This window comes from Sinomonas sp. P10A9 (assembly GCF_041022165.1).
GTDB lineage: Bacteria > Actinomycetota > Actinomycetes > Actinomycetales > Micrococcaceae > Sinomonas > Sinomonas puerhi.
In genome coordinates this window covers 2,227,626-2,250,542 of the sequence record NZ_CP163302.1, presented here as the reverse complement: position 1 = coordinate 2,250,542, position 22,917 = coordinate 2,227,626, and the positions used below count along the sequence as shown (strand labels likewise).

The following is a 22,917-nucleotide window of genomic DNA, read 5'->3' as shown; positions in this document are numbered from 1 at the left end:
CATGGCCTCCCCGCCGGGGATAGACTGGGGTGTCCCCACAGACGTTTTCAAGCTTTTTCAAGCTGTTCGCGCGACAAGAAAGACGAGTACGTGTCTACTGAAGCAAACGCCTCGGCTCCCACGACTGGCAGCAACCGTGTCAAGCGCGGCATGGCCGAGATGCTCAAGGGCGGCGTCATCATGGACGTCGTCAACGTCGAGCAGGCGAAGATCGCCGAGGATGCCGGTGCCGTCGCTGTCATGGCGCTCGAGCGTGTCCCTGCTGACATCCGCGCTCAGGGCGGCGTGTCCCGCATGTCCGATCCGGACATGATCGACTCGATCATCGAGGCTGTCTCGATCCCGGTCATGGCGAAGGCCCGCATCGGCCACTTTGTCGAGGCCCAGGTGCTGCAGTCCCTCGGCGTGGACTACATCGACGAGTCCGAGGTCCTGACCCCGGCCGACTACGAGAACCACATCGACAAGTGGAAGTTCACCGTGCCGTTCGTGTGCGGTGCGACGAACCTCGGCGAGGCGCTGCGTCGCATCAACGAGGGCGCGGCGATGATCCGCTCCAAGGGCGAGGCGGGCACCGGCGACGTCTCCAACGCGACCACCCACATGCGCAAGATCCGGGCCGAGATCAAGCGCCTGACCACGATGGCCGAGGATGAGCTCTACGTGGCGGCCAAGGAGCTCCAGGCCCCGTTCGAGCTCGTCAAGGAGATCGCCGAGACCGGCAAGCTCCCCGTCGTGCTCTTCACCGCCGGCGGCATCGCGACCCCCGCGGACGCGGCGATGATGATGCAGCTCGGCGCCGACGGCGTGTTCGTCGGCTCCGGCATCTTCAAGTCCGGCAACCCCGCCGAGCGCGCAGCGGCCGTCGTCAAGGCTACGACCTTCTTCGACGACCCCGACATGATCGCCAAGGTCTCCCGCGGCCTGGGCGAGGCCATGGTCGGCATCAATGTGGACGACATTCCGGCCCCGCACCGCCTCGCCGAGCGCGGCTGGTAAGCGCTGGTAAACAAGGTGATTCAGGCCCACGCCGCCATTTGTTTGGCAGCGTGGGCCTGCCCGTTTCGGCCCTGCAGTCAGGGCTGATGCCGCGGTCCAAGATGGGTACCCCTCGAGGCTCAGTTGGCTCCAGCGCGTCCGGAAGGCGTGATAGGCGGATGCCCGTGAGACAGACGCGGACCTGCATGTCGGGAGAATGGGGCTATGGAACGACAGGTCGACTTCTCGCGTGATCGGTGCATGCTGTGCGGGGCATGCGGTCATCGGTGGGGCGTTGATCTGGGCTGGATCGACCGGTGGGAGCAGGCGGTGGAGACGTGCCCCGGCTGCGGCACGACCTGCGAGCACGAGGACTCGCCCCGGGTGACAGTCGATCCCGGCGACCCTGCACTCGCCGACGACGTCGCTCGATTCTTCTGGTATCACACCAGTACTCACCCGGACTGGCCGACGAGGGACTTCGATCCAGCGGCCTGGCTGACGCCCGCGACCCGCTTGCGGATGGGCGGCGCCGATCGGGTCGCTTCCTGGGCCGCAAGGCAGCGGGCGAAGGCCCTCCACGTCGGCACGTACGAGGCCGCAGTCCACAACATGCTGAGGCGGATCCGGGACCAGGGCGACCATGGTGCCCAGTTCTATCTGTACCGGGTCCACCTGAAGCCCTCAGTAGCGGTGAGGGAGGGCTGGCTCATCGACCCGAGCAACATCGTCGGCGACGTGGTGCTCGACGAAGTGTGCTCCCAAGAAGTAGACGTCGCCCGCTACCTCAACTACCACGAGGATCCGGGCGGGCTCTCTCTGGCTATGGGGCGGGACGCGATCGCCGGCGTCCAACAGATCGCGATCCCGCTGCCGGACTCCTGGGACGCTGCCTGGGTCGAATACGCGGTCGCCACCCTCGATGAGGCGAAGGACTCGCGGGAGAGGCTGGCCCCTCCGACTGGAAGGCTCGGCCGGTTCCTCCCGCCCCCGCCCCCGCCAGGGGTCCGAGCCGCCCGCGGTCTCGCCGAGGCGCTGGCTGATCGGCTCCCAATCAATCTCCGGCGTCGGTTCACGTCGGCCGCGTCGTTCGCCGATGACGCCAATCCTGTGCGTTGGGCACGCTGGACGAGCGGCCTGCTCGAACTGATCGAAACTCCGGAACGTGTGCTCGAAACGCTCGATACCCAAGAGCGAAGAGAGATCTGAGAGCGGACGAGCCTCAAAGTCTGTCCTCTGACGCGGGGTGTGTGCGACGGCTGACGATTCCCTCGGCGGCATTGCAGACGAGGACGAGCTCGGTTTCGAGCCCCCCAGCCATCAGGTGGGAGTTCCCAAACAGGTGGGACCAGCACTCATGCCAAACGGCGTGCTCGAAGCCAACGGAACTGAGTGAAGTTGCCAGGTAGCTGGACCCCTGACGTCAGGGCCTGCTTGTGGCTTCTCCTGCGGAGAAGTGCTCGGAAGCCTGATGGGTGTGATCCGCGCGCTACGATTCGAATGTGACTGCGATGGGGAGACTGGAGTTCGGGCGGCTCACTGAAGCCTGGAAGGGCGAGGCTTCTGACTTCACGCCGCTGCTGGCCGATCGTCTGGACGAGATCGGCTCAGCGATCGGGGTGGATCTTATAGGAATCGGCAAGACTGAGGTTCCGACGAGCGGCGGACGTCGAATTGACATCGTCGCTGAAGGTGCCGACGGCACTTCGTTCGTGATCGAGAACCAGTATGGCCGCGCAGACCATGATCATCTGACCCGCGGGCTCGCATACGCGGTCGCCCCTCCACGAGCACGGGGCCTCGTGGTCATTGCAGAGGAGCATCGTGACGAGTTCCGCGCCATCGCCGAGTACCTCAATGACTTGGCCGAATTGGATCAAGATAAGGGCATCAGAGTGTGGCTGGTCGAGGCGCGCGCCGTCAGAATCGGTGACAGCCTCTGGGCACCGCTTTTCGACGCCGTCGTGCGGCCGAATGCCTTCATCGCGAGTGTGGGCGCAGCAAAGCGTAGCGAAGGTCTGGCCGCCGCCGACGATTTCTGGTCCCGATTCACCAACTCCCCTCTACGACAGACGGTCGAACAGATAATCAGGACATGGCAGTCATTCGGCCACGGGATCTGGTACTACCGGGACGGCCATGCAACGCTAACCGCCCGCGCGCCGGTAACCGGCGGATTCGGCCAACGCGCCGTGATCGCACTCTACCCGGATGGACGCGTGGGCATCCCATTCAGCTCATATGCAGGTAGCAACAGTGGCTTTGCTATTCCAGCCCTGACAACAGAATCGTTTCGCAGCCGCGCAAACGCGCTCTTCGGCCTCGAAGGCAGGGGGCAGAGGGGCAAGACCAGCCCTGGTTGGATATCGGACACAAGAATCGACGAACTCATAACGTACTCGATCGAAGTCGCCGAAGCGTACCGAGTCGAGGTCGAGCGGATGACTATCGACGCGGACGAGCAGTTCTTGGTCCCTGACGGGGAGGCCTGAGGCCGAGGAGGTTCACTAAGGAGGGGCGCATTCGATGCGAGGTGGATCCGCTTTCCTGCCTGTGCAGGTAAAACCCGATCGCTCTTATGGACAGAATCGAGGAGAGCCGGCGCGGCCTTGAGCTTCTCTATGCGTTGAAAGTGCCGGCGAGGTCGACGCACAGCCGATTGCCGTACTGATAGTCAAGCAGCCTCCGGCGGTGCATCTGGTGCACGGCCACGTCGGTCCTCTGAACGGCTCGACACCCGGATCGGTTCGCGGGCTGGTTCGCTGAGGCGCGCCCTGTGGACGGCGTGAACGTGGCGGTCGGGGACTTTCGGCACTGGGCCGCATCGGGTGCTCGGCGTGTGATGGAGGCGTGAGCGCAGAAACCCGATCGGGCACGGCATGGCCGGTGATCCATAAAGACCTCGGCGCCCTGGCCGTGGAGCCGCATCTCGCGGACTACGACGCAGAGCGCGCGGTGTTCCGCTGGGAGGACGCGCGCAGCGCGCTGTCCGGACTCCCGGGAGGTGGGCTCAATATCGCCCACGAGGCCGTGGACCGCCACGCGGCCGGCCCGCTCGCAACCCACGAGGCCCTGCGCTTCGTGCGCGGGGACGGGGGCGTCACGTCCCTCACCTACGCCGATCTTGCCGCCCAGGTGAACCGTTTCGCCAACCTCCTGCGAAGCCTCGGCGTCGGCCCGGGAGAGAGGGTCTTCTCGCTCCTCGGGCGTCGGCCCGAGCTGTACGCGGCGGTCCTCGGAACCCTCAAGGCGGGAAGCGTGTTCTGCCCTCTGTTCTCGGCCTTCGGTCCCGACCCCGTGCGCCAGCGGCTGGGGCTCGGTGGGGGCCGCGTCCTCGTGACGACCCGCTCGCTGTACCGGAAGAAGGTCGCGGCCCTCCGCGGCGACCTGCCCGAGCTGCGGCACGTCCTCCTCGTGGACGCCGACGGCGCGCCGGAGCCGGATACGCTCGACTTCTCAGAGCTAATGCGCGCCGCGTCCTCGCATGCCGAGGCAGCGCGGACCCTGCCGAGCGACTACGCGCTCCTGCACTTCACGAGCGGCACCACGGGCACGCCCAAGGGCGCGCTGCACGTCCATGAGGCGGTCGTCGCCCACTGGGCCACGGGGCGCTTCGCCCTCGACCTCCACCCCGACGACGTCTACTGGTGCACCGCGGACCCCGGTTGGGTCACCGGCACCTCGTACGGGATCATCGCCCCGCTGGTGCACGGGGTCACCACGATCGTCGATGAGGAAGAGCTCGACGTGGACCGCTGGTACAGGATCCTCGCGGAGCAGCGCGTCAACGTCTGGTACACGGCACCGACGGCGCTGCGCATGCACATGAAGGCCGGCGCCGAGCGCGCGAGCGGACACGACCTGAGCGCCCTGCGCTTCGTGGCGAGCGTCGGTGAGCCGCTCAATCCTGAGGTTGTGCTGTGGGGGCAGGAGGCCCTGGGCCTGCCGATCCACGACAACTGGTGGCAGACGGAGACCGGCGGCATCATGATCTCCAACTACGCAGCCATGGACATCCGGCCGGGATCGATGGGGAAGCCCCTGCCGGGGGTCGAGGCGACCATTCTCGAGCGCGGCGCCGACGATCGGCCGGTGCTCCGCGACGGTCAGGCCGTGCCGGTCTCGGAGCCCGGGGGCGTCGGAGAGCTCGCCCTACGCCCGGGGTGGCCCTCGATGTTCCGCGGCTACCTCCACGAGGAGGAGCGCTACCAGAGATGCTTCGCGGGCGGGTGGTACCTCAGCGGCGACCTCGCGACGCGCGACGCCGACGGGTACTTCTGGTTCGTGGGCCGCGGCGACGACGTCATCAAGTCCTCGGGGCACCTCATCGGGCCGTTCGAGGTGGAGAGCGCCCTCATGGAGCACCCCGCGGTTGCCGAGGCGGGCGTCATCGGGGTCCCCGACCCGGTGGCCGGAGAGATGGTCAAGGCGTTCGTGGAGCTCCGCGCCAGCCATGAGCCCACCGACGAGACGCGCCTGGACATCATCGGATTCGCACGACGCCGGCTGGGCGCCGCCGTGGCACCGCGCGAGGTCGCGTTCGTCCCGGCGCTCCCGCACACGCGCAGCGGCAAAGTGCTGCGCCGCCTCCTCAAGGCCCGCGAACTCGGCCTGCCAGAGGGCGACCTCTCGACGCTCGAGGTCCGGCCATGACCACCGCGCTTTCTCTCGATCTCCTCGAGGCCGACCCCGAGGCAGCCGTGGGTCTCCTGAGGGCTATGCTGCGCGTACGGCGCCTTGAAGAGACGTGCGTGCGCCTCTACACCGAGCAGAAGATCCGCGGTTTCCTGCATGTTTCGATCGGCGAGGAGGCCGTCGTGGCTGGCGTCATGAACGCGCTCGGCCCGGACGACGCCGTGGTCGCAACGTATCGCGAGCATGGCCACGCGCTGCTGCGGGGCGTCTCGGCGCGGCGCCTCATGGCGGAAATGTACGGGAAGGCGGAGGGCTGCAGCCGCGGACGTGGGGGTTCGATGCACCTCTTCGATGCTGGGACGCGCTTCTACGGCGGCAACGCGATCGTGGCCGGCGGGCTCCCGCTCGCCGTCGGGCTCGCCCTCGCCGATGCGATGCAGGGCCGCGATCGAGTGACCGCGTGTTTCTTCGGCGAGGGCGCCATGGCGGAGGGCGAATTCCACGAGAGCATGAACCTCGCCGCGCTGTGGCGTCTCCCCGTCCTGTTCTGCTGCGAGAACAACCTCTACGCGATGGGGACGGCGCTGACGCGCTCGGAGTCCCAGACGGACCTTGCGCTCAAGGCGGCGGCCTATGGAGTCCCGGCCTGGGAGGTCGACGGCATGGACGCCCTCGCGGTCGCCGATGCAGCTCACCGCGCGGTCGACGCCGTAAGGGGTGGCGGTGGTCCATACTTCCTCGAACTGAGGACGTACCGCTTCCGCGCGCACTCGATGTTCGATCCGGAGCGGTACCGCGAGAAGGCCGAGGTCGCCGCGTGGATGAAGCGCGACCCCATTCCCCAGCTCCGCGGGGCGCTGGCCGACGCCGGGCACCTCGACGACGAGACTTGGGCCCAGCTCGGGAGCGAGGTCGACGACGAGGTCGACGACGCTGTCGCGTTCGCCGAGCAGGGCACCCTCGAACCGCTCGAGGAGCTCACCCGCTTCGTCTACAGCGAGGGACGCACGCCATGAAGCTCACGTATCGGGAGGCCATGCGCGCCGCGCTGCGGGACGCGCTCCAGCGCGACCAGCGCGTCTTCCTGATGGGCGAGGACGTCGGCGCGTACGGCGGCTGCTTCGCCGTAAGCCTCGGCCTGCTCGAGGAGTTCGGTCCCGCCCGAGTCCGGGACACGCCGCTCTCCGAGTCGGGTTTCGTGGGCGCCGGAATCGGTGCGGCACTCGGCGGGATGCGGCCCATCGTCGAGATCATGACGGTCAATTTCAGCCTCCTCGCCCTAGACCAGATTGTGAACAGCGCCGCGTCGCTCCTGCACATGTCCGGCGGCCAGTTCAACGTGCCGATCGTGATCCGCATGACCACAGGCGCGGGCCGGCAGCTTGGGGCCCAGCACTCACACAGCCTCGAGGGGTGGTATGCCCACATCCCGGGCCTGAAGATCCTCGCGCCGGCCACGCTCGAAGACGCCCGTGGCATGCTCTGGACTGCCCTCGAGGACCCCGATCCGGTCCTGCTGTTCGAGCACGGCTCGCTCTACGGCGCCGAGGGGGAGCTCGACGACGCCGCGGGGCCTGTCGGGATTGACCGCGCGGCCGTGCGCCGCTCGGGGACCGACATCAGCCTCATCACGTACGGGGGCACGCTCCCGCTCACGCTCGACGCCGCGGAACAGCTCGCCCGCCAGGGTGTCAGCGCGGAGGTCGTCGACCTGCGCGTTCTGCGCCCGCTCGATGAGGAGACGATCCTCGCGAGCGTCGCGCGCACCCACCGTGCGGTCATCGTCGACGAGGCGTGGCGTAGCGGCAGCCTCGCGGGCGAGATCAGCGCACGCATCGCGGAGACGGCGTTCTACGATCTCGATGCCCCCGTGGCCCGTGTCTGCGGCGCGGAGGTGCCTATGCCCTATGCGAAGCACCTCGAGGAGGCCGCCCTGCCCTCGGCCGCACGGGTTGTCTCTGCGGCGCTCGAGGTGGTGTCGGTCCGTGCATGAGCTGACGATGCCCTCGCTCGGAGCGGACATGGAGCACGGCAAGGTTGTCGAGTGGCTCGTCCACCCCGGGGACACCGTGCACCGGGGGGACCTCATCGCCGTCGTGGACACCGACAAGACCGTCATGGATGTCGAGTCGTTCGAGGACGGCGTGGTTGGGGAGTACCTCGTGGATCTCGGAGAGACCGTTGCGGTGGGCACGCCTATCCTGCGGCTCGGCACGGGTGCAGACCAGCCCGAGGTCGGACCGACGCGGCCAGCCGAGGCGCCGTCGGAACACGCCGAAGCGCTGCCAGCCGAGGCGCCGCAAGAACAGCCGACGCCGCGAGAGCCGTCCTCGGAAGCGCCGTTCGCGAACAGGCTCGCGCCGCGGGAACACGCCGAGGCGCCGCCAGCCGTCGCTGGGGCGCACCGCGTGCGGTCGTCTCCACTGGCCCGACGCCTCGCCGCCCGGCTCGGGATCGATCTGGAAGGCGTTGTCGGCACCGGCCAGATGGGCAGTGTGTCCGAAGCCGACGTTCGGAGGGCAGCCGCCGAAACAGCTGGCGCGCCGGCCTCCGGTCCGCGCTCAGCGACCGAGGAGGTGCCGCCGTCGGCCGCAGAGACCGGCAAGCCGGCGGTGGTGCCATCGAGTCACATCGGTTCCCAGCCGTCACCGGACAAGGCCGCGACGATCCGGGCGGCGCTTGGAACCCTCATGGCGAAGTCCAAGGCGACGATTCCGCACTACTACCTCAGCACGACGATCGACTTGGCCCGGCCGGCAGCGGTCATGCAGGAGCGGAACCTCGCCCGCTCCGTGGCTGAGCGCCTTGTCCCGGCGGCGTTCCTGCTCAAGGCCGCCGCGGTGGCAGCCCATGAGGTGCCTGGCGTGAACGGCTTCTGGACTGACGGGGCCTTTGCTCCGAGTCAGAGCGTGCACCTCGGCGTCGCCGTGGCCCTGCGCGGAGGCGGGCTCGTGGCCCCCGCCCTGCATGATGCCAACATGCTGTCTGTCGACGAGCTCATGGAGGCGCTGCGCGACCTCGTGGCACGGGCGCGGGCCGGCCATCTGCTCCGAGCAGAGATGGCGGACGCAACCATCACGGTCACGAGTCTTGGGGACCTCGGCGTCGAATCCGTCTTCGGGGTCATCGTCCCGCCGCAGGTCGCCATGGTCGGCTTCGGACGTGTCGTCGAGCGTCCGTGGGCCGAGAACGGGATGATCGGCGTGCGCCCCACCGTCACCGCGACCCTCTCCGCCGACCATCGCGTGAGTGACGGGCTCGGCGGCGGACGCTACCTGACCCGTATCCAGGAACTCCTGCTCACCCCGGAGGAGCTATGACACCCTTGGACCCGCGCTCTGCGGTCGTCGCCGCGCTGCGCGAGATCGCCCCCGAGCTCGAGCCGGACGAGATCGACGACGCCGACCGCCTACGCCAGGACCTCGACCTCGACTCGCTGGACTTCCTTCGCCTCATCGAGCAGATCTCGAAGGCCACCGCAGTGGACGTCCCCGAGCGGGACTATCCGCAGGTCGCGACGTTCGGCGGCCTCGTCGCGTATGTCGCGGCGCATCAGACGTGACCTCAGCGCGCCACTCATGCCTCGTCGGGTGCGGCGTTGCGTGCGGCCCCGGGGTTCGCGCCGCCGCCCAGATGCTCGGTGAACCAGTCCCGCGCAAGGCGAGCCACGGCGTCGAGCGCCCCGGGCTCTTCGAAGAGGTGCGTCGCCCGCGGGACGATCTCCAGACGGTTCGGACAGGTCAGGTACCTGGCGGCTTCACGGTTCAGCTCGAGAACCTGGAGGTCAGCCCCGCCGACGATGAGGAGAGTCGGCGCCTGAACCGCGCCGAGCCTCCGGATAGCGAGGTCGGGGCGTCCGCCTCGGGAGACCACCGCGTCGATGCGCGCACCCGGCTCGGCCGCCGCCCACAGTGCGGCCGCGGCCCCAGTGCTCGCCCCGAAGTAGCCGACCGGCCTTGACAGGCCCGCGGGCCCTGCCCGGAGCCAGTCCGTCGCCTCGGTGAGCCGTGAGGCGAGGAGCTCGATGTCGAACACCGCCCGCCTCTCGAGCTCCTCGGCGGGGGAGAGGAGATCCAGCAGGAGCGTTCCGAGCCCGGCGTTCTGGAGCACGCGGGCCACTGCGCGGTTGCGGGGACTGTGCCGACTGCTGCCGCTGCCATGCGCGAAGACGACGACGCCGGCCGTCGCCGGCAGGAGCAGGCTTCCCTGGAGCGTTACCCCGTCTACCGGAATGAGCACGTCCTCGTGCCGGGGAGCGGGCTCCCTCAGGGGCGAGGTAGCGGCCGGGCGGCGTGCTGCAGCGTCGATCAGGTGCAGCACGTCGTCGTCGCTCGTTGCAGAGAAATCGCTGTAGAAGCGGCCGACGGCGCGGAACGGCGACGGCGTCGTGAGGCACACGACCTCGTCGGCTTCCGGGAAGTCCCCGATGGCGTCCTTCGGGGCCACCGGGACCGCGAGGACAACCCTTGCAGCGCCGAGACCGCGCGCGATCGTGCACGCGACACGTGCGGTGGAACCCGTGGCGATCCCGTCGTCGACGACGATGGCCGTCTTGCCATGGAGGTCTTCCGGCGCCCTGACGGCCCTGATCTGGGCGACGCGGGCTTCGAGGACCTCGCGCTCGCGCCGCTCGACGAGAGCGAATTCGCGCTCGGTCACTCCCGAGAGCGACCTGACCCGTTCGTCGATCACACGCACGCCATTCTCTCCGATGGCTCCCATAGCGAGTTCCTGCTGGAAGGGCACGCCGAGCTTGCGGACCACGATCACGTCGAGTGGAGCGTCCAGCGCGACGGCGACTTCGAACGCGACGGGCACTCCACCACGCGGAAGGCCGAGCACCACGGTGTTGGGCCCGCGGAACGAGGAGAGCGCGTGGGCGAGCTCCCTGCCAGCCTCGGTCCTGTCCTTGAACACATGCATGGCTCCTCCTCGCACGTCGCTTCCACTCTCGCTCACCGCCGCGGCGAAGGGCAGGGGCGAAGGACCGTATCTGCCAGACGTGCTGCGCGCCCACGCGCCCGAGTCCGGATCCATCGGCGCCAGCTTGGACGCGTCAGGCGAGCCCACGCCTCGCAATGAGCGGTTCGATGTCCGCGTCCCGGCCGCGGAACGCCCGGAATGAGGCGAGTGGATCACGCGAGTTGCCGCGCGAGAGCAGCTCGCGCCGGAAGGTCTCGCCGTTGGCCCGCGTGAGGCCCCCGTTCTCCCGGAACCACTCGACCGTGTCCGCGTCCAGGACCTCGCTCCAGATATAGGACCAGTAGCCCGCCGCGTACCAGCCGCCCGCGAAGATGTGCTGGAAGTAGCCCGTGCGGTACCGAGGCGGCACAAGAGGCACCGCGATACCGGCGTCAGCCAGAGCCTTCGCCTCGAAGGCCAGGGCGTCGCCTGCATCCTCGCCGAGGCGGAGGGTGTGCCAGGCGAGGTCGAGCAGGGACGCACCGAGGTACTCCGTGGTGGCGAAGCCCTCTCCCCAGAGCCTGGCTGCTTCGAGGCGCTCGAGATCCTCGCCGGGGAGCGGCTCCCCGGTCTTGTGGTGCCGCGCGTAGTGGTCCACGACCCCGGGCGCAAACATCCACATCTCGTTGACCTGTGACGGGTACTCGACGAAGTCACGGGGAACATTCGTGCCCGAGAACCGTGGGTACTCGACATCGGAGAGGAGCCCGTGGAGCGCGTGGCCGAACTCGTGGAAGACGGTCCGGAGCTCGTCAAGGGTCAGGAGTGCAGGCTCGCCGGGCGCGGGCTTCGGAATGTTGAGGTTGTTGACGATGACCGGAGCGAGACCGAGGAGCCGCGATTGATCGGAGAGTGAGTTCATCCACGCTCCGCCCCGCTTCGTGGGCCGCGCGAAGTAGTCACCGAGGAACAGCCCGAGGCCCGAGCCGTCGGCGTCCATGACCTCCCAGACGCGCACGTCCTCGTGGTACCCGACGAGGTCGGTCCGCTCGCGGAAGGTCAGGCCGAAGAGCTCCCCGGCGGCGTGGAAAACCCCATCGGCGAGGACGCGGTCCAGGTCCAAGTACGGGCGGAGGGCCTGCTCATCCAGCGCATACTTCTCCCGCAGGACCTTTGAGGAGTAGAACTCCCAGTCCCATGGTTCGAGCGCGTGCCCCGCAGCCTCGGTCAGCACCTCGGCCTCGGCGGCGGCATTCCGGACCGCGGCGAGCGCCAGACGGCCCAGCATCTCCCTGACCGCCGCGATGGACGGAGCGGTCTGGTCATCTATGGCGAAGTCCGCGAAGTTCGCGAACCCCAGGAGCTCGGCCTTCTCGGCCCGCAGGCCGGCCATGTCGGTCGCGAGCCCGAGGACGTCCGTGGGGCCGCCCGAACTGCCGCGACTCACCGAGGCCTCGAAGATCCGTCGGCGCAGGGCACGGTTCTCGAGAACGGAGAGGTGTGGCTGGCTGGTCGGCTGGATGAAGGTGAGGAGCCACCCCGACTCGTGGCCTGCGGCCCGGGCTGCCTGAGCCGCGGAGGCGCGATCGTCCTCGGGCATGCCTGCGAGCTCGGCCTCGTCGGTCACGAGGATCGCGGCGTCATTGATCCCCTTCGCCACGCGCTGGCCGTACTCGGTGCCGAGGCGCGAGAGCTCGGCATTGAGCCCGCGCAGTCGCTGCTGGCCGGCGTCGTCGAGCGTGACGCCGGACCTCCGGAACGCCGCGAGCCACTCCGAGACGAGCCGGGCGGACTCGTCGTCGAGCCCGTCCACGGCGATCGCTGCGAAACGCTCGTAGAGGGCCCGGTTGAGGTGGACCGCGTCGTCGTGCGCGGAGAGTTCGGGCATGAGCTCCGTCTCGAGCGCTCGGATGCCGTCGGTGCCATGGGATGACACTGCGTTCATGAATGCCGCGACGGCCCTGGCCAGGAGCGCACCGGACCGCTCCATGGCGGCGGCCGTGTTGTTGAAGTCCGCTGCCTCGCCGGACGAGGTGATGGCCTCGATCTCCCGCAGGTGCTCGGCGAGGCCGGCCCGGACCGCCTCGGCGTAGTGCTCGTCGCGGACCTCTGCAAAGGCAGGGAGTCCGTAGGGGAGGGAACTCGGTGCCAGGAGCGGATTTGTCATGAAAGGAGCCTTTCATGAGAGGTGGCCCCGGGCAAGGACTGCCCGGGGCCACCGAGGCGCGGCTGCCGCCGCGTGCGCCTGCCGTTGGATCAGCTCTGCGTGAACACGAGCGACATCGGGGTGGCCTGGGAGCCCTGGCCCTGCGGGTTGTCCTTGAACATGCCGGCGATGGTCTCCTTCGGCAGGTCCGTGTCGTGGCCCATGACGACGACGCCGAGGTCGTTCGCGTCCATGACTGCGGTGCCGCCGAAGGACGCCGAGGCTCCGTCCGGCAGTGCGGCCCGCACGGCCGCACTCAGGGCGCGTGCAACGCCGTCGGGATCCTTGGGCGCGAGCTTCACCGAGTTGCTTGCCGCGCCGAGGCTGTACGGCGTGGCGCCGTCGATCGCGTTGATGTTGTGGCCCACGACGTCGTAGAAGACGCCGGTCTTGCCCTGCAGCTTGCCCACGACCGACGCCGCGGCCGCCTTGGCGATGAGGGGCAGCCCGACCTCGTTGATCGCGATCTGCATCGACCACGGGCTCCCGAGGCCGATCCCCGCAGGTGTCCGGGTCACGAACTTCGAGAGCACGCGTGCGGCGGGGGTGACGTTGATCTCCCACACGGGGAAGGAGCGGCCCTGCGTGATCGCGACGATCTTCTCGCTCACGAGCAGGTACCACTTCGAACCGTCGACGGCGGTGCGCGCCTCCTCGGGCGCACCCGGGAGCCCGTCGAAGAACCGCTTGACGTACGACGCCACAGCCGGGGAGAGGTCCGTGTCCTTGGCGAAGACGCCCGTCTGGAGCGGGTAGCGCCGGAACACCGAGCCGTTCGAGGCGATGTCGAGTTCCTTGCCGGGGTTGGCCTCGTAATCGCTCTTGTTGGCCTTGACGTCCGCCGGGGTCTCGTCCTTGTCGATGAATTCGCGCAGCCAGAGCTCGACGTTCAGCAGGCGCCAGAAGATCATCGTGTCGGCGTCGTTCTTGCCGTTGAGGTACTCCTCGAACGCGGTGAGCACCTGCTCGCGGTCCCAGTACGGGCGTGAGTAGAACGAGTTGGACATGAAGATCTTGTAGAGGCGCTCCTTCATGAGCTTGAACCACTCGGCCTCCGGGGTGGTGAAGCCGATCTTGTTGCGCCGGTTGCTGATCATCTCCGGCAGCAGGCCGCGTGTCGCGTCGCGGAGCACGCGCTTGTTCCAGCCCTCCTTGATGATCGCCTCGTCCGAGAGCGAGAACAGGTACTTGACCACTTCCTTGTCGAGGAACGGCACGCGGCCCTCGAGCGAGAAGCGCATCGTGTTCTTGTCCTCGTAGCGCAGGAGCGAGGGCAGCGACTTCACGAACAGGTCATCGATGAGGCGTGCCTTGAGGTTCGCCGGGATGTTCCCGAACGACTCGCCCGAGAACTGCCCCGCCCACGACTTCTTCAGGAGCGACCCCATTGAGACGGCCTTCTTGCCGCTCGCCATGCCCCGCAGGCGGAAGCGGCCGAGCCGGTAGAAGATGTCGACGCTCGACGACGACTCCTTGGCGAGCGTCGCATAGTCGCCGGAGGCCTTGAGCTGGCGCAGGTACGCGAAGTAGTACGGGATGTAGCCGGCCATCATCTCGTCCGCGCCCTGGCCGTCGAGGAGCACCGTGACGTGCTTGGACGCCTCCTTCATGACGCAGTACTGCGCGTAGGGGCCCGAGGAGATGATGGGCTCCTCCATGGTGCGGACGAAGTCTACGAGGTCGGCGTCGAAGCCCTCGGGGGTGGGCTTGATCTTGTGCGCCTCGATGTTCCCACTGCACACCGCGATCGCGGCGTCGGCGTACGCCTCCTCGTCGTTGATGGCGTTCGGGAACACCGCGCTGAACGTGTTCTGCTTCGTGCCGACGGCCTCGAGTCCGTCCGCCTTCTCCTGCATGAGGCGGTTGATCGTTACGACGACGGCCGAGGAATCGAGGCCGCCCGAGAGCGCGCTGCCGACAGGCACCTCGGAGTTGAGGCGCAGGCGGATGGCCTCGGTGAAGCGGCGGCGGTACTCGTCCACGACGCCCGGCGTGTAGGGGGCGTTGACCTGCGCCAGCTCGGCGAGCTCCTCACGCAGCCGGGTGTAGAGCGCGATGCGGAAGCGTCCAGTGGCCAGGTCGACCGTCATCATCTCGCCCGGGAGGAGCTTCCGGACGCCGTCGAAGAAGGTCTCCTCGGTGTCGTCGTGGATGCGGTACTGGAGGTAGCGGTAGAGGATCCGCTCGTTCGCCCTGGCCTCGATGAGGCCTGTCGCGAGGATGGGCTTGATCTCGGAGGCGAAGAGGAGCCGTGGCTCGTGCTCCGTGCCCGCGTTGGCCCAGTAGAGCGGCTTGATCCCGAAGTGGTCGCGGACCAGGACGAGCTGGTTGCGGCGGCGGTCGAACAGCGCGAGGCCGAACATCCCGTTGAAGCGGTCGAACGCCTCGGTGCCCCACTGCTCGTAGGCCTGGAGGACGACCTCGGTGTCGGACGCCGTGCGGAAGACGCGCCCGAGCCCCTCGAGCTCTGCGCGAAGCTCACGGTAGTTGTAGACCTCGCCGTTGTAGACGAGCACTGTCTCGCCGTCCGCGCTGATCATCGGCTCCTGGCCGTGCGCGACGTCGACGATCGCGAGCCGCCGGTGCGCCAGACCGACGCTTCCCTCCGAGAAGTACCCCTCGCCGTCGGGCCCTCGGTGCACGATGCAGGCGTTCATCTCCTTCAGGATCGAGTCGTCGAGCCCAGCGCCGTAGTATCCGGCGATTCCGCACATAGTGCTGTCCTCATCTGTCGTCTACGAAGGTCTGCGGTCCATGCTACCGGCGGCCTCCGACGCTCTCGGGCACGAGGAGTGGCGATGGGGGCGGGTGGCGGACCGCGACTAGACTGTCACGGTGACTTTGAACGCTCCACCGTCCGCGCCCTTGACCGCACCGACTTCGGGCGCGCCCGCCGTCGGCGTGCTCGCGCTCCAGGGCGATGTGCGCGAGCACATGGCGGCACTGGCCCACGCGGGGGCGCGCGCCGTGAAGGTTCGCCGGCCCGAGGAGCTCGAGGGCCTCGACGGACTCGTGATCCCGGGCGGAGAGTCGACGACCATCGACAAGCTGGCTCGCGCCTTCGGCATCACCGAGCCGCTCCGCGCCAAGATCCGTGCGGGATTCCCCGTCTACGGCTCGTGCGCCGGCATGATCCTCCTCGCCGATGAGATCGCGGATCCGACCCAGGACCTCTCCGGACGCCCCCAGGAGTCCTTCGGGGGCCTCGACATCACGGTGCGGCGCAACGCCTTCGGCCGCCAGCGCGAGTCCTTCGAGACGGACCTCGACTTCAAGGAGGTGGACCAGGCCGGTGGCCCGGTCCACGCCGTCTTCATCCGGGGTCCGTGGGTCGAGCGGGTCGGGCCGGACGTCGAGGTCCTCGCGGAAGTAGACCCCTCGCACGCGTCCCACACGGCGGCGCTTGGCGGCAGGTCTAGAATTGTGGCAGTGCGTTCTGGACGGCTTCTCGCCACATCCTTCCACCCTGAGGTGACCGGCGAGACACGGATCCATGAACTTTTCATCCGGATGATCAGAGGAGAAGCGTAGGCATGTCCGGCCACTCCAAATGGGCGACGACCAAGCACAAGAAGGCCGTCATCGACGGCAGGCGTGCCAAGGCGTTCGCCAAGTACATCAAGACCATCGAAGTCGCTGCGCGGCTCGGCGGCCCAGATCTCTCGGGCAACCCGAACCTCGAACTCGCGGTCAGCAAGGCCAAGAAGAACTCGGTGCCGAACGACAACATCGACCGCGCCATCAAGCGTGGCGCCGGCCTCACGGGCGAGGCGATCGAGTACACCGAGATCATGTACGAGGCCCGCGGCCCGCAGGGCTCGGCACTCCTGATCGAGTGCCTCACCGAGAACCGCAACCGCGCGGCCGCGGAGGTTCGGCTCGCCGTCACCCGCAACGGCGGCACCATGGCGGACCAGGGCTCGGTCACGTACCTCTTCAACCGCAAGGGCGTGGTGAGCCTGGCCAAGAACGGCCTCGCCGAGGATGACGTGCTCATGGCGGTCCTCGACGCGGGCGCCGAGGAGGTCAAGGACGGCGGCGAGAACTGGATCGTCTACTCCGAGCCCGTCGATCTCCAGGCTATCCGCGACGCGCTCACCGAGGCGGGCATCGAGTACCAGACCGACGAGGCCGAGTTCGTGCCCTCGATGGAGGTCGAACTCGACGCCGACGGCGCACGCAAGTTCGTGCGCCTCGTGGACGCTCTCGAGGACCTCGACGACGTTCAGAACGTCTACGCGAATGCCGGCATGAGCGACGAGGTCATGGCGGCACTCGAGGACGACTGAGACTGTGCCTGACACGGTCGACGCCGTCGGCATGGGCGCCTCGAGGCCAGAGTCCGCGCTGCGTGTGCTGGGCGTGGACCCGGGCCTCACACGCTGCGGCATCGGGGTGGTCGATGTCGCACGGGACCGCCGCGCGGCATTGGTGGCCGTCGGGGTGGTCGGCACGAAGTCCGACGAACCGCTCGACGCGCGCCTGCTGGTGATCGCGCGGGCCATCGACGAGTGGCTGGACCGGCACACTCCGGACGTCGTCGCGGTCGAGCGCGTCTTCTCGCAGATGAACGTCAGCACAGTCATGGGCGTCGCCCAAGCCTCAGGTATTGTCATCGCCGCTGCGGCGCGGCGCGGAATACCGGTGGCACTGCACACCCCGAGCGAGGTCAAGGCGGCCGTGACCGGCAGCGGCAGGGCGGACAAGGCCGCCGTCACGCGGATGGTCACCAAGATCCTTCAGCTCGAGACCGCGCCCAGGCCAGCCGACGCCGCGGACGCCCTCGCCCTAGCCCTGGCGCACGCGTGGCGGGGGAGCGCTCCCGGCTCGCCATCCGCCGTCGGACGCACGACGGCGATGACCGCCACGGCGTTGACCCCCGCACAGCGGCTGTGGCAAGAAGCCGAAGCGAGGGCGCGCCGCGGCAGGTGAGTCGGACGGTCGCCGTCTACCGCTAGAGTTCTCGTAGATATGTTCGGTTTGTGGAGCTGGGCACCGGCGAGTAGGCACTAGGAGGGTGGCGTGATCAGCTTCGTCCGTGGCCGTGTGGCCCATGTAGGGCTGTCCACCGGCGTGGTCGACGTGAATGGCGCAGGGATGCTGTTCTGGGCCACGCCGCAGACCCTCGCGGGCCTGCGGGTCGGCGAGGAGGGCACCGTGCACACCTCTCTCGTGGTCCGGGAGGACTCGCTCACGCTGTTCGGCTTTGCGGTTCCCGAGGAGCGGGAGGTCTTCGAGGTGCTGCTGGGGGTCTCGGGCGTGGGACCGCGTCTGGCCCTCGCGGTCCTCGCCGTGCACACCCCGGAGGCTGTGCGCGTAGGCGTGCACACCGAAGACTCGAAGGCGTTCACGAAGGTCCCGGGCATCGGGCCGAAAGTCGCGGCGCGGCTCGTGCTCGAGCTCAAGGGGAAGCTCGTCCCGCTGGGAGCCGCCGAAGGGCAGCTACCCGCATCGACGGGCACCGAGGAGCCGTGGAAGGCCCAGGTCATCGCGGCCATGGCCTCGCTCGGATGGAGCGAGAAGGACGCGGCGTCGAGCATCGAGAAGGCCATGGCCGACTCGCCCGAGATCGCGGCGGCGGGGAGCATCCCGGAGATCCTGCGCGCAACGCTCCGCTGGCTCGGCCAGGGTGCGCGTGCCGTGAAGGCCGGCGCCCGTGGCTGAAGCCTCGATCGTCACGAGCCAGGAGGAGCCCGAGGAGCGGGTCCTCGAGGCGGCGCTGCGGCCCAAGTTCCTCGATGAATTCGTGGGCCAGGCCCGCGTGCGCCGGCAGCTCTCGCTCGTCCTCGAGGCGAGCAGGCTGCGGGGACGCACCGCAGACCACGTCCTGCTCTCGGGTCCGCCGGGCCTCGGCAAGACCACGCTCGCCATGATCATCGCGGGGGAGATGAACGCGCCCCTGCGGATCTCCTCCGGCCCGGCGATCCAGCACGCGGGCGATCTCGCAGCGATCCTCTCCTCGCTCTCGGAGGGCGAGGTCCTCTTCCTCGACGAGATCCACCGCATGTCGCGTCCCGCGGAGGAGATGCTGTACATGGCGATGGAGGACTTCCGGGTCGACATCGTCGTGGGCAAGGGCGCGGGCGCGACAGCGATTCCCCTTGACCTGCCGCCGTTCACGCTCGTCGGAGCGACGACGCGCGCAGGCCTGCTTCCGGGACCGCTTCGGGACCGCTTCGGGTTCACCGGGCACCTCGAGTTCTACTCGGTCGAGGAGCTCGAGTTGGTGCTCAGGCGCTCGGCGGGCCTGCTCGACCTGCGCGTGACTTCGGCCGCGTTCACCGAGGTGGCCGGCAGGTCCCGGGGCACGCCCCGTATTGCCAACCGGCTCCTGCGGCGCGTCCGCGACTGGGCCCTCGTCCATGGCGTCGAGCAGATCGATGCCCGTACGGCCGGCGCGGCGCTGGACATGTACGAGGTGGACGCCAAGGGGCTCGACCGGCTGGACCGATCCGTCCTGTCCGCGCTCGCCACGAAGTTCGGCGGGGGCCCCGTGGGGCTCTCCACGCTCGCGATCGCGGTCGGGGAGGAGCCCGAAACGGTGGAGACAGTCGCGGAGCCCTTCCTGGTCCGGGAGGGGCTCATGGGAAGGACTCCGCGCGGACGCGTTGCGACGCCTCTGGCCTTTGCCCATCTGGGGCTGCCGGTGCCGGCGAACGCGCCGTTCGCTGAGAGCGCAACCCTGTTTGGTCCGGGATCTGACGGGGACCCCGAATCGTTGGACTGAGCACCACCCCCCGCGTGAGCCACTACACTGAAAGACATGCTTCCCGCCTCGCTGGGGACATGATGCTGTGCCCGGGACCGCCCTGGCCGGTTCCCGACTGAATACAGATTGGACCCCGCATGGACCTGATGACCATCCTCCTGTTGGCCGTCTTCGCCTTCTTCATCTTCACGATGTTCCGTAGGAACAAGAAGACCCAGCAGCAGCAGGCAGCTACGCAGTCGAAGTTCGCCCCCGGCGTCGACGTCATGACGAGCTTCGGGCTCTACGGCCGGATCGTCTCGGTCGACGACGCAGAGAACAAGATCGTCCTCGAGCTGAGCCCCGGCACGCTCGCCACGGTCCACCGCCAGTCCGTGACCAAGGTCATCGAGCCCGCGGCCCCCGCTGCCGACAGCGACGTTGAGGCACCCGCCAGCGCCGGCGCCGATTTCGCCGAAGCCGGCACCGCGCCGTCGTCCGGCATCACCCTCGGCAAGGCGGACTCCGACGCCCCGCGGTCGCAGGACCACTTCAGCGAGACGCCCGAGGAGACGCTGCGGCGCCTCAACGACGAGGGCAAGAGCGCCAACTAAGTCTCCGACCGTCCCGCCCGGCCTTGCGCCGGGCGGCTGTGCGCCCGCAAGGCTCCGCCCCATCTCGAAGGACCACCATGGCACGATCCCGCACGCGGCCGGGACTCAGAACCCTCATCTCACTCGGCGTTATCCTCCTCGCCCTCGCCGGCATCCTCGCCGGCGGAGCGATAGCAGGGAAGGCGTCGTGGGCGCCGAAGCTTGCCCTCGATCTCGAGGGCGGCACTCAGATGATCCTCTCCCCGAAGGTTTCGGGCGGGTCCCAGATCAATCAGGACCAGCTCAACCAGGCCGTTGAGATCATCCGGCAGCGCGTGGACGGCTCCGGCGTATCCGAGGCCGAGATCAGCACCCAGTCGGGCCGCAACGTCATCGTGAGCCTGCCCGGAACGCCTTCTGCCCAGACGCGTCAGCTCATCCAGGCCTCGGCGGACATGAACTTCCGGCCCGTCCTGACGGCGGGCGACCCGGCGGCCGTTCCTCAGGCCCAGCAGCTCACCGACGACAAGCTGCCCAAGCCGACGGCGGCGCCCACCAATGCCAGTGACGACAACTGGGTGACTGCCGACGTCTACAAGCAGTTCGAGGCGCTCGACTGCACCCAGCCGCAGCCCGAGAAGACCGATCGCTCCGATCCTGCCAAGCCGCTCGTGACGTGCCAGCCCGCCAGTGGCGCGCAGCCTGCCATCAAGTACATCCTCGGCCCAGTCGAGGTGGTGGGTACCGACATCGCTGGCTCGACCTTCCAGCTCCAGCAGGGCCAGCAGGGCGCGGTCACCAACGAGTGGGCCGTCAACATCCAGTTCAACAGCGACGGCACCGACAAGTTCAAGGCTGTGACGCAGCGCCTCAACGGCTACTACGTTGCGAACCAGAACAGCCCCAAGGCGCAGTTCGCGATCGTCCTCGACGACAAGGTCCTCTCGGCACCTCGGACCCTGGCCGTCATCACCGACGGCCGGCCGCAGATCACCGGCAACTTCACCCAGCAGAGCGCGCAGACCCTCTCGGACCAGCTCCGGTACGGCGCTCTCCCGATCAGCTTCGACATCCAGAGCGAGGAGCAGATCTCTGCGACGCTCGGGACGCAGCAGCTCGAGATGGGCCTGCTCGCAGGCGGCATCGGACTGCTCCTCGTGGTGGTCTACTCCCTTTTCCAGTACCGGGCCCTCGGCTTCGTGACGATCTTCTCGCTCGTGGTTGCCGGAGTGCTCACGTACCTGGCCATTGCGATCCTCGGCTGGACCGAGAACTACCGGCTCTCGCTGGCTGGCGTGGCGGGCCTCATCGTGGCCATCGGCCAGACCGCGGACTCGTTCATCGTGTACTTCGAACGCATCAGGGACGAGCTGCGCGAGGGCCGGGGTCTGGTCTCCGCCGTCGAGAACGGCTGGAAGCGCGCCAAGCGCACCGTGCTCGCCTCCAAGGCCGTCAACCTCCTCGCCGCCGTGGTGCTGTACTTCGTCGCCGTGGGCAACGTGCGGGGCTTCGCGTTCACGCTCGGGCTCACCGCGATCGCCGACCTCATCGTCGTGTTCCTCTTCACCCACCCCACCCTGCAGACGCTCGCGCGGACCAAGTTCTTCGGCGAGGGGCACCGCTTCTCCGGCCTGGACCCCGAACGGTTGGGCGCGGTTCCGCTGTACCGGGGAGCCGGTCGCCTCCGCGAGGCGTCCGAGGCGGCCAAGTCCACCCTGAAGCCGAAGAATGCCGCCGCTATGGGGGAGGCGGGCCGCCGCATGACTATTGCGGAGCGCCGGGCCGCCGATTCCCAGAAGCCGACTGAGATGACATCGACCTCGGGCCGGTCCAGCCGCGCGTCCGAGAACACGGGGGAGGAGAACTGATGTCCAACTTCTTCGCACGCTTCGGCAACGAGCTCTACACGGGCAAGCGGTCCTACCCGTTTGTGGAGCGCAAGAAGATCTGGCTCGGCATCGCTGCGGTGCTGACCGTCGTGTCGGTCCTCATCCCGCTCTTCGCGGGCGGGTTCAACCTCGGAATCGAGTTCCGCGGGGGCAGCGAGTTCACCATCTCGGGGACCTCCTCGACGGATGTGCACGCTGGTGAACAGGCGGTCAACTCGGTGGCTCCCGGCACCCAGCCGCGGGTCAACAACATTGCGCCGGGCTCGATGCGCGTCCAGACCGAGCGCCTGACCGACTCCCAGACCCTCGAGGTCAAGGACAAGCTCGCCGCCGCCTACGGTGTCGGGGCGGACCATGTGACGTCGACCTTCGTCGGCCCGACGTGGGGCGCAGATGTCTCGCAGCAGGCGCTCATCGGCTTCGTGGTCTTCGTGGTGCTGGCGGCCGTGCTCATGGCCCTCTACTTCCGCACGTGGAAGATGTCGCTCTCCGCCCTGACGGGCATGTTCGTCACACTGATCGTGACGGGCGGCGTGTACGCGGCCAGCGGCTTCGAGGTCACACCGTCCGCGATCATCGGCTTCCTCACGATCCTGAGCTACTCGCTCTACGACACGGTCGTGGTGTTCGACAAGATCCGCGAGAACACGAAGGACATCACGGCGTCGAGCCGCCGGACGTTCGCCGAGGAAGTCAATCTCGCCGTCAACCAGACGCTCGTGCGCTCCATCAACACGATGATGGTTGCGGTCCTTCCGGTCGCCGCGATCCTCTTCATCGGTGCGGGCCTCCTGGGCGCCGGCACGCTGCGCGACCTTTCCCTGGCCCTCTTCGTCGGCATCCTCATCGGCACGGCGGCGACCCTCTTCATCGCCGCTCCGATGTACGCCGGCCTGCGCGAGCGCGAGCCTGAGCTCATCAAGCAGGCTGATCGGGTCCACGCCCGTCGGTCCTCAGCGAACGCGGGCGTCTGAGCTCTCGCGCCGGGCATACACTGAGGGAATCCCCGTTCAGGAGTGGAGGTAC

Annotated in this window: 19 protein-coding genes; 16 read left to right on the top strand and 3 right to left on the bottom strand. The window is 68.3% G+C overall.

Annotated features, from left to right (window positions below):
* The first annotated feature begins 90 nt into the window (after positions 1–90).
* From pdxS to AB5L97_RS10185, 8 genes are all read left to right on the top strand, one after another.
* Positions 91–999 (top strand): pyridoxal 5'-phosphate synthase lyase subunit PdxS, encoded by a 909-nt coding sequence (gene pdxS / locus AB5L97_RS10220; RefSeq protein ID WP_307958375.1) that lies wholly within the window; start codon positions 91–93, stop codon positions 997–999.
* 204 nt (positions 1,000–1,203) lie between these two features.
* Positions 1,204–2,187 carry a hypothetical protein gene (locus AB5L97_RS10215; RefSeq protein ID WP_369044635.1) on the top strand — a complete coding sequence of 328 codons (984 nt, stop codon included), beginning with the start codon at positions 1,204–1,206 and terminating at the stop codon, positions 2,185–2,187.
* A 293-nt stretch (positions 2,188–2,480) separates the two neighbouring features.
* A complete protein-coding gene (locus AB5L97_RS10210; RefSeq protein WP_369044634.1) occupies positions 2,481–3,470 on the top strand; it encodes a hypothetical protein in 990 nt (329 codons plus the stop codon).
* A 358-nt stretch (positions 3,471–3,828) separates the two neighbouring features.
* On the top strand, positions 3,829–5,631 hold the full coding sequence (acsA, locus tag AB5L97_RS10205) for an acetate--CoA ligase (protein ID WP_369044633.1): 1,803 nt from the start codon (positions 3,829–3,831) through the stop codon (positions 5,629–5,631).
* Complete coding sequence (gene pdhA / locus AB5L97_RS10200; RefSeq protein WP_369044632.1) at positions 5,628–6,629, top strand: pyruvate dehydrogenase (acetyl-transferring) E1 component subunit alpha; 1,002 nt, start codon at positions 5,628–5,630, stop codon at positions 6,627–6,629. Before acsA ends, pdhA begins: the two co-directional genes overlap by 4 nt.
* On the top strand, positions 6,626–7,606 hold the full coding sequence (locus AB5L97_RS10195) for an alpha-ketoacid dehydrogenase subunit beta (RefSeq protein ID WP_369044631.1): 981 nt from the start codon (positions 6,626–6,628) through the stop codon (positions 7,604–7,606). The genes pdhA and AB5L97_RS10195 overlap by 4 nt, the downstream gene beginning before the upstream one ends.
* Entirely contained in the window at positions 7,599–8,933 is a 1,335-nt protein-coding gene (locus AB5L97_RS10190) for a dihydrolipoamide acetyltransferase family protein (RefSeq protein WP_369044630.1), read from the top strand. Before AB5L97_RS10195 ends, AB5L97_RS10190 begins: the two co-directional genes overlap by 8 nt.
* The gene (locus AB5L97_RS10185) at positions 8,930–9,175 is read left to right on the top strand and encodes a phosphopantetheine-binding protein (protein WP_369044629.1); all 246 of its coding nucleotides are present in this window, start codon (positions 8,930–8,932) and stop codon (positions 9,173–9,175) included. The genes AB5L97_RS10190 and AB5L97_RS10185 overlap by 4 nt, the downstream gene beginning before the upstream one ends.
* 14 nt (positions 9,176–9,189) lie before the next feature.
* Here AB5L97_RS10185 and AB5L97_RS10180 read toward each other — a convergent pair whose 3' ends face one another.
* The 3 genes from AB5L97_RS10180 to asnB form a co-directional block, all read right to left on the bottom strand.
* The gene (locus tag AB5L97_RS10180; RefSeq protein WP_369044628.1) at positions 9,190–10,536 is read right to left on the bottom strand and encodes a phosphoribosyltransferase family protein; all 1,347 of its coding nucleotides are present in this window, start codon (positions 10,534–10,536) and stop codon (positions 9,190–9,192) included.
* A 133-nt stretch (positions 10,537–10,669) separates the two neighbouring features.
* On the bottom strand, positions 10,670–12,682 hold the full coding sequence (locus tag AB5L97_RS10175) for a M3 family metallopeptidase (RefSeq protein ID WP_369044627.1): 2,013 nt from the start codon (positions 12,680–12,682) through the stop codon (positions 10,670–10,672).
* A gap of 89 nt (positions 12,683–12,771) precedes the next feature.
* Positions 12,772–15,435, bottom strand: coding sequence for an asparagine synthase (glutamine-hydrolyzing) (asnB, locus tag AB5L97_RS10170; protein WP_369044626.1), 2,664 nt, complete (start codon positions 15,433–15,435; stop codon positions 12,772–12,774).
* Between the two features lie 127 nt (positions 15,436–15,562).
* Here asnB and pdxT point away from each other — a divergent pair, with 127 nt between their 5' ends.
* The 8 genes from pdxT to secF all read left to right on the top strand — a co-directional run bounded on the left by pdxT (position 15,563) and on the right by secF (position 22,865).
* Positions 15,563–16,252, top strand: a complete 690-nt coding sequence (pdxT, locus tag AB5L97_RS10165) for a pyridoxal 5'-phosphate synthase glutaminase subunit PdxT (RefSeq protein WP_423246852.1) — start codon at positions 15,563–15,565, stop codon at positions 16,250–16,252.
* Positions 16,253–16,254: 2 nt separating this feature from the next.
* The gene (locus AB5L97_RS10160) at positions 16,255–17,010 is read left to right on the top strand and encodes a YebC/PmpR family DNA-binding transcriptional regulator (RefSeq protein WP_369044625.1); all 756 of its coding nucleotides are present in this window, start codon (positions 16,255–16,257) and stop codon (positions 17,008–17,010) included.
* Positions 17,011–17,041: 31 nt separating this feature from the next.
* Positions 17,042–17,653 (top strand): crossover junction endodeoxyribonuclease RuvC, encoded by a 612-nt coding sequence (gene ruvC, locus AB5L97_RS10155; RefSeq protein ID WP_307958416.1) that lies wholly within the window; start codon positions 17,042–17,044, stop codon positions 17,651–17,653.
* Between the two features lie 90 nt (positions 17,654–17,743).
* Entirely contained in the window at positions 17,744–18,385 is a 642-nt protein-coding gene (gene ruvA, locus AB5L97_RS10150; RefSeq protein WP_369044624.1) for a Holliday junction branch migration protein RuvA, read from the top strand.
* On the top strand, positions 18,378–19,448 hold the full coding sequence (gene ruvB / locus AB5L97_RS10145; protein ID WP_374049289.1) for a Holliday junction branch migration DNA helicase RuvB: 1,071 nt from the start codon (positions 18,378–18,380) through the stop codon (positions 19,446–19,448). Before ruvA ends, ruvB begins: the two co-directional genes overlap by 8 nt.
* A 128-nt stretch (positions 19,449–19,576) precedes the next feature.
* The gene (gene yajC / locus AB5L97_RS10140; protein WP_307958415.1) at positions 19,577–20,023 is read left to right on the top strand and encodes a preprotein translocase subunit YajC; all 447 of its coding nucleotides are present in this window, start codon (positions 19,577–19,579) and stop codon (positions 20,021–20,023) included.
* A gap of 77 nt (positions 20,024–20,100) precedes the next feature.
* Complete coding sequence (gene secD / locus AB5L97_RS10135) at positions 20,101–21,870, top strand: protein translocase subunit SecD (RefSeq protein ID WP_369044623.1); 1,770 nt, start codon at positions 20,101–20,103, stop codon at positions 21,868–21,870.
* On the top strand, positions 21,870–22,865 hold the full coding sequence (gene secF / locus AB5L97_RS10130; RefSeq protein WP_307958363.1) for a protein translocase subunit SecF: 996 nt from the start codon (positions 21,870–21,872) through the stop codon (positions 22,863–22,865). Before secD ends, secF begins: the two co-directional genes overlap by 1 nt.
* Positions 22,866–22,917 lie beyond the last annotated feature (52 nt).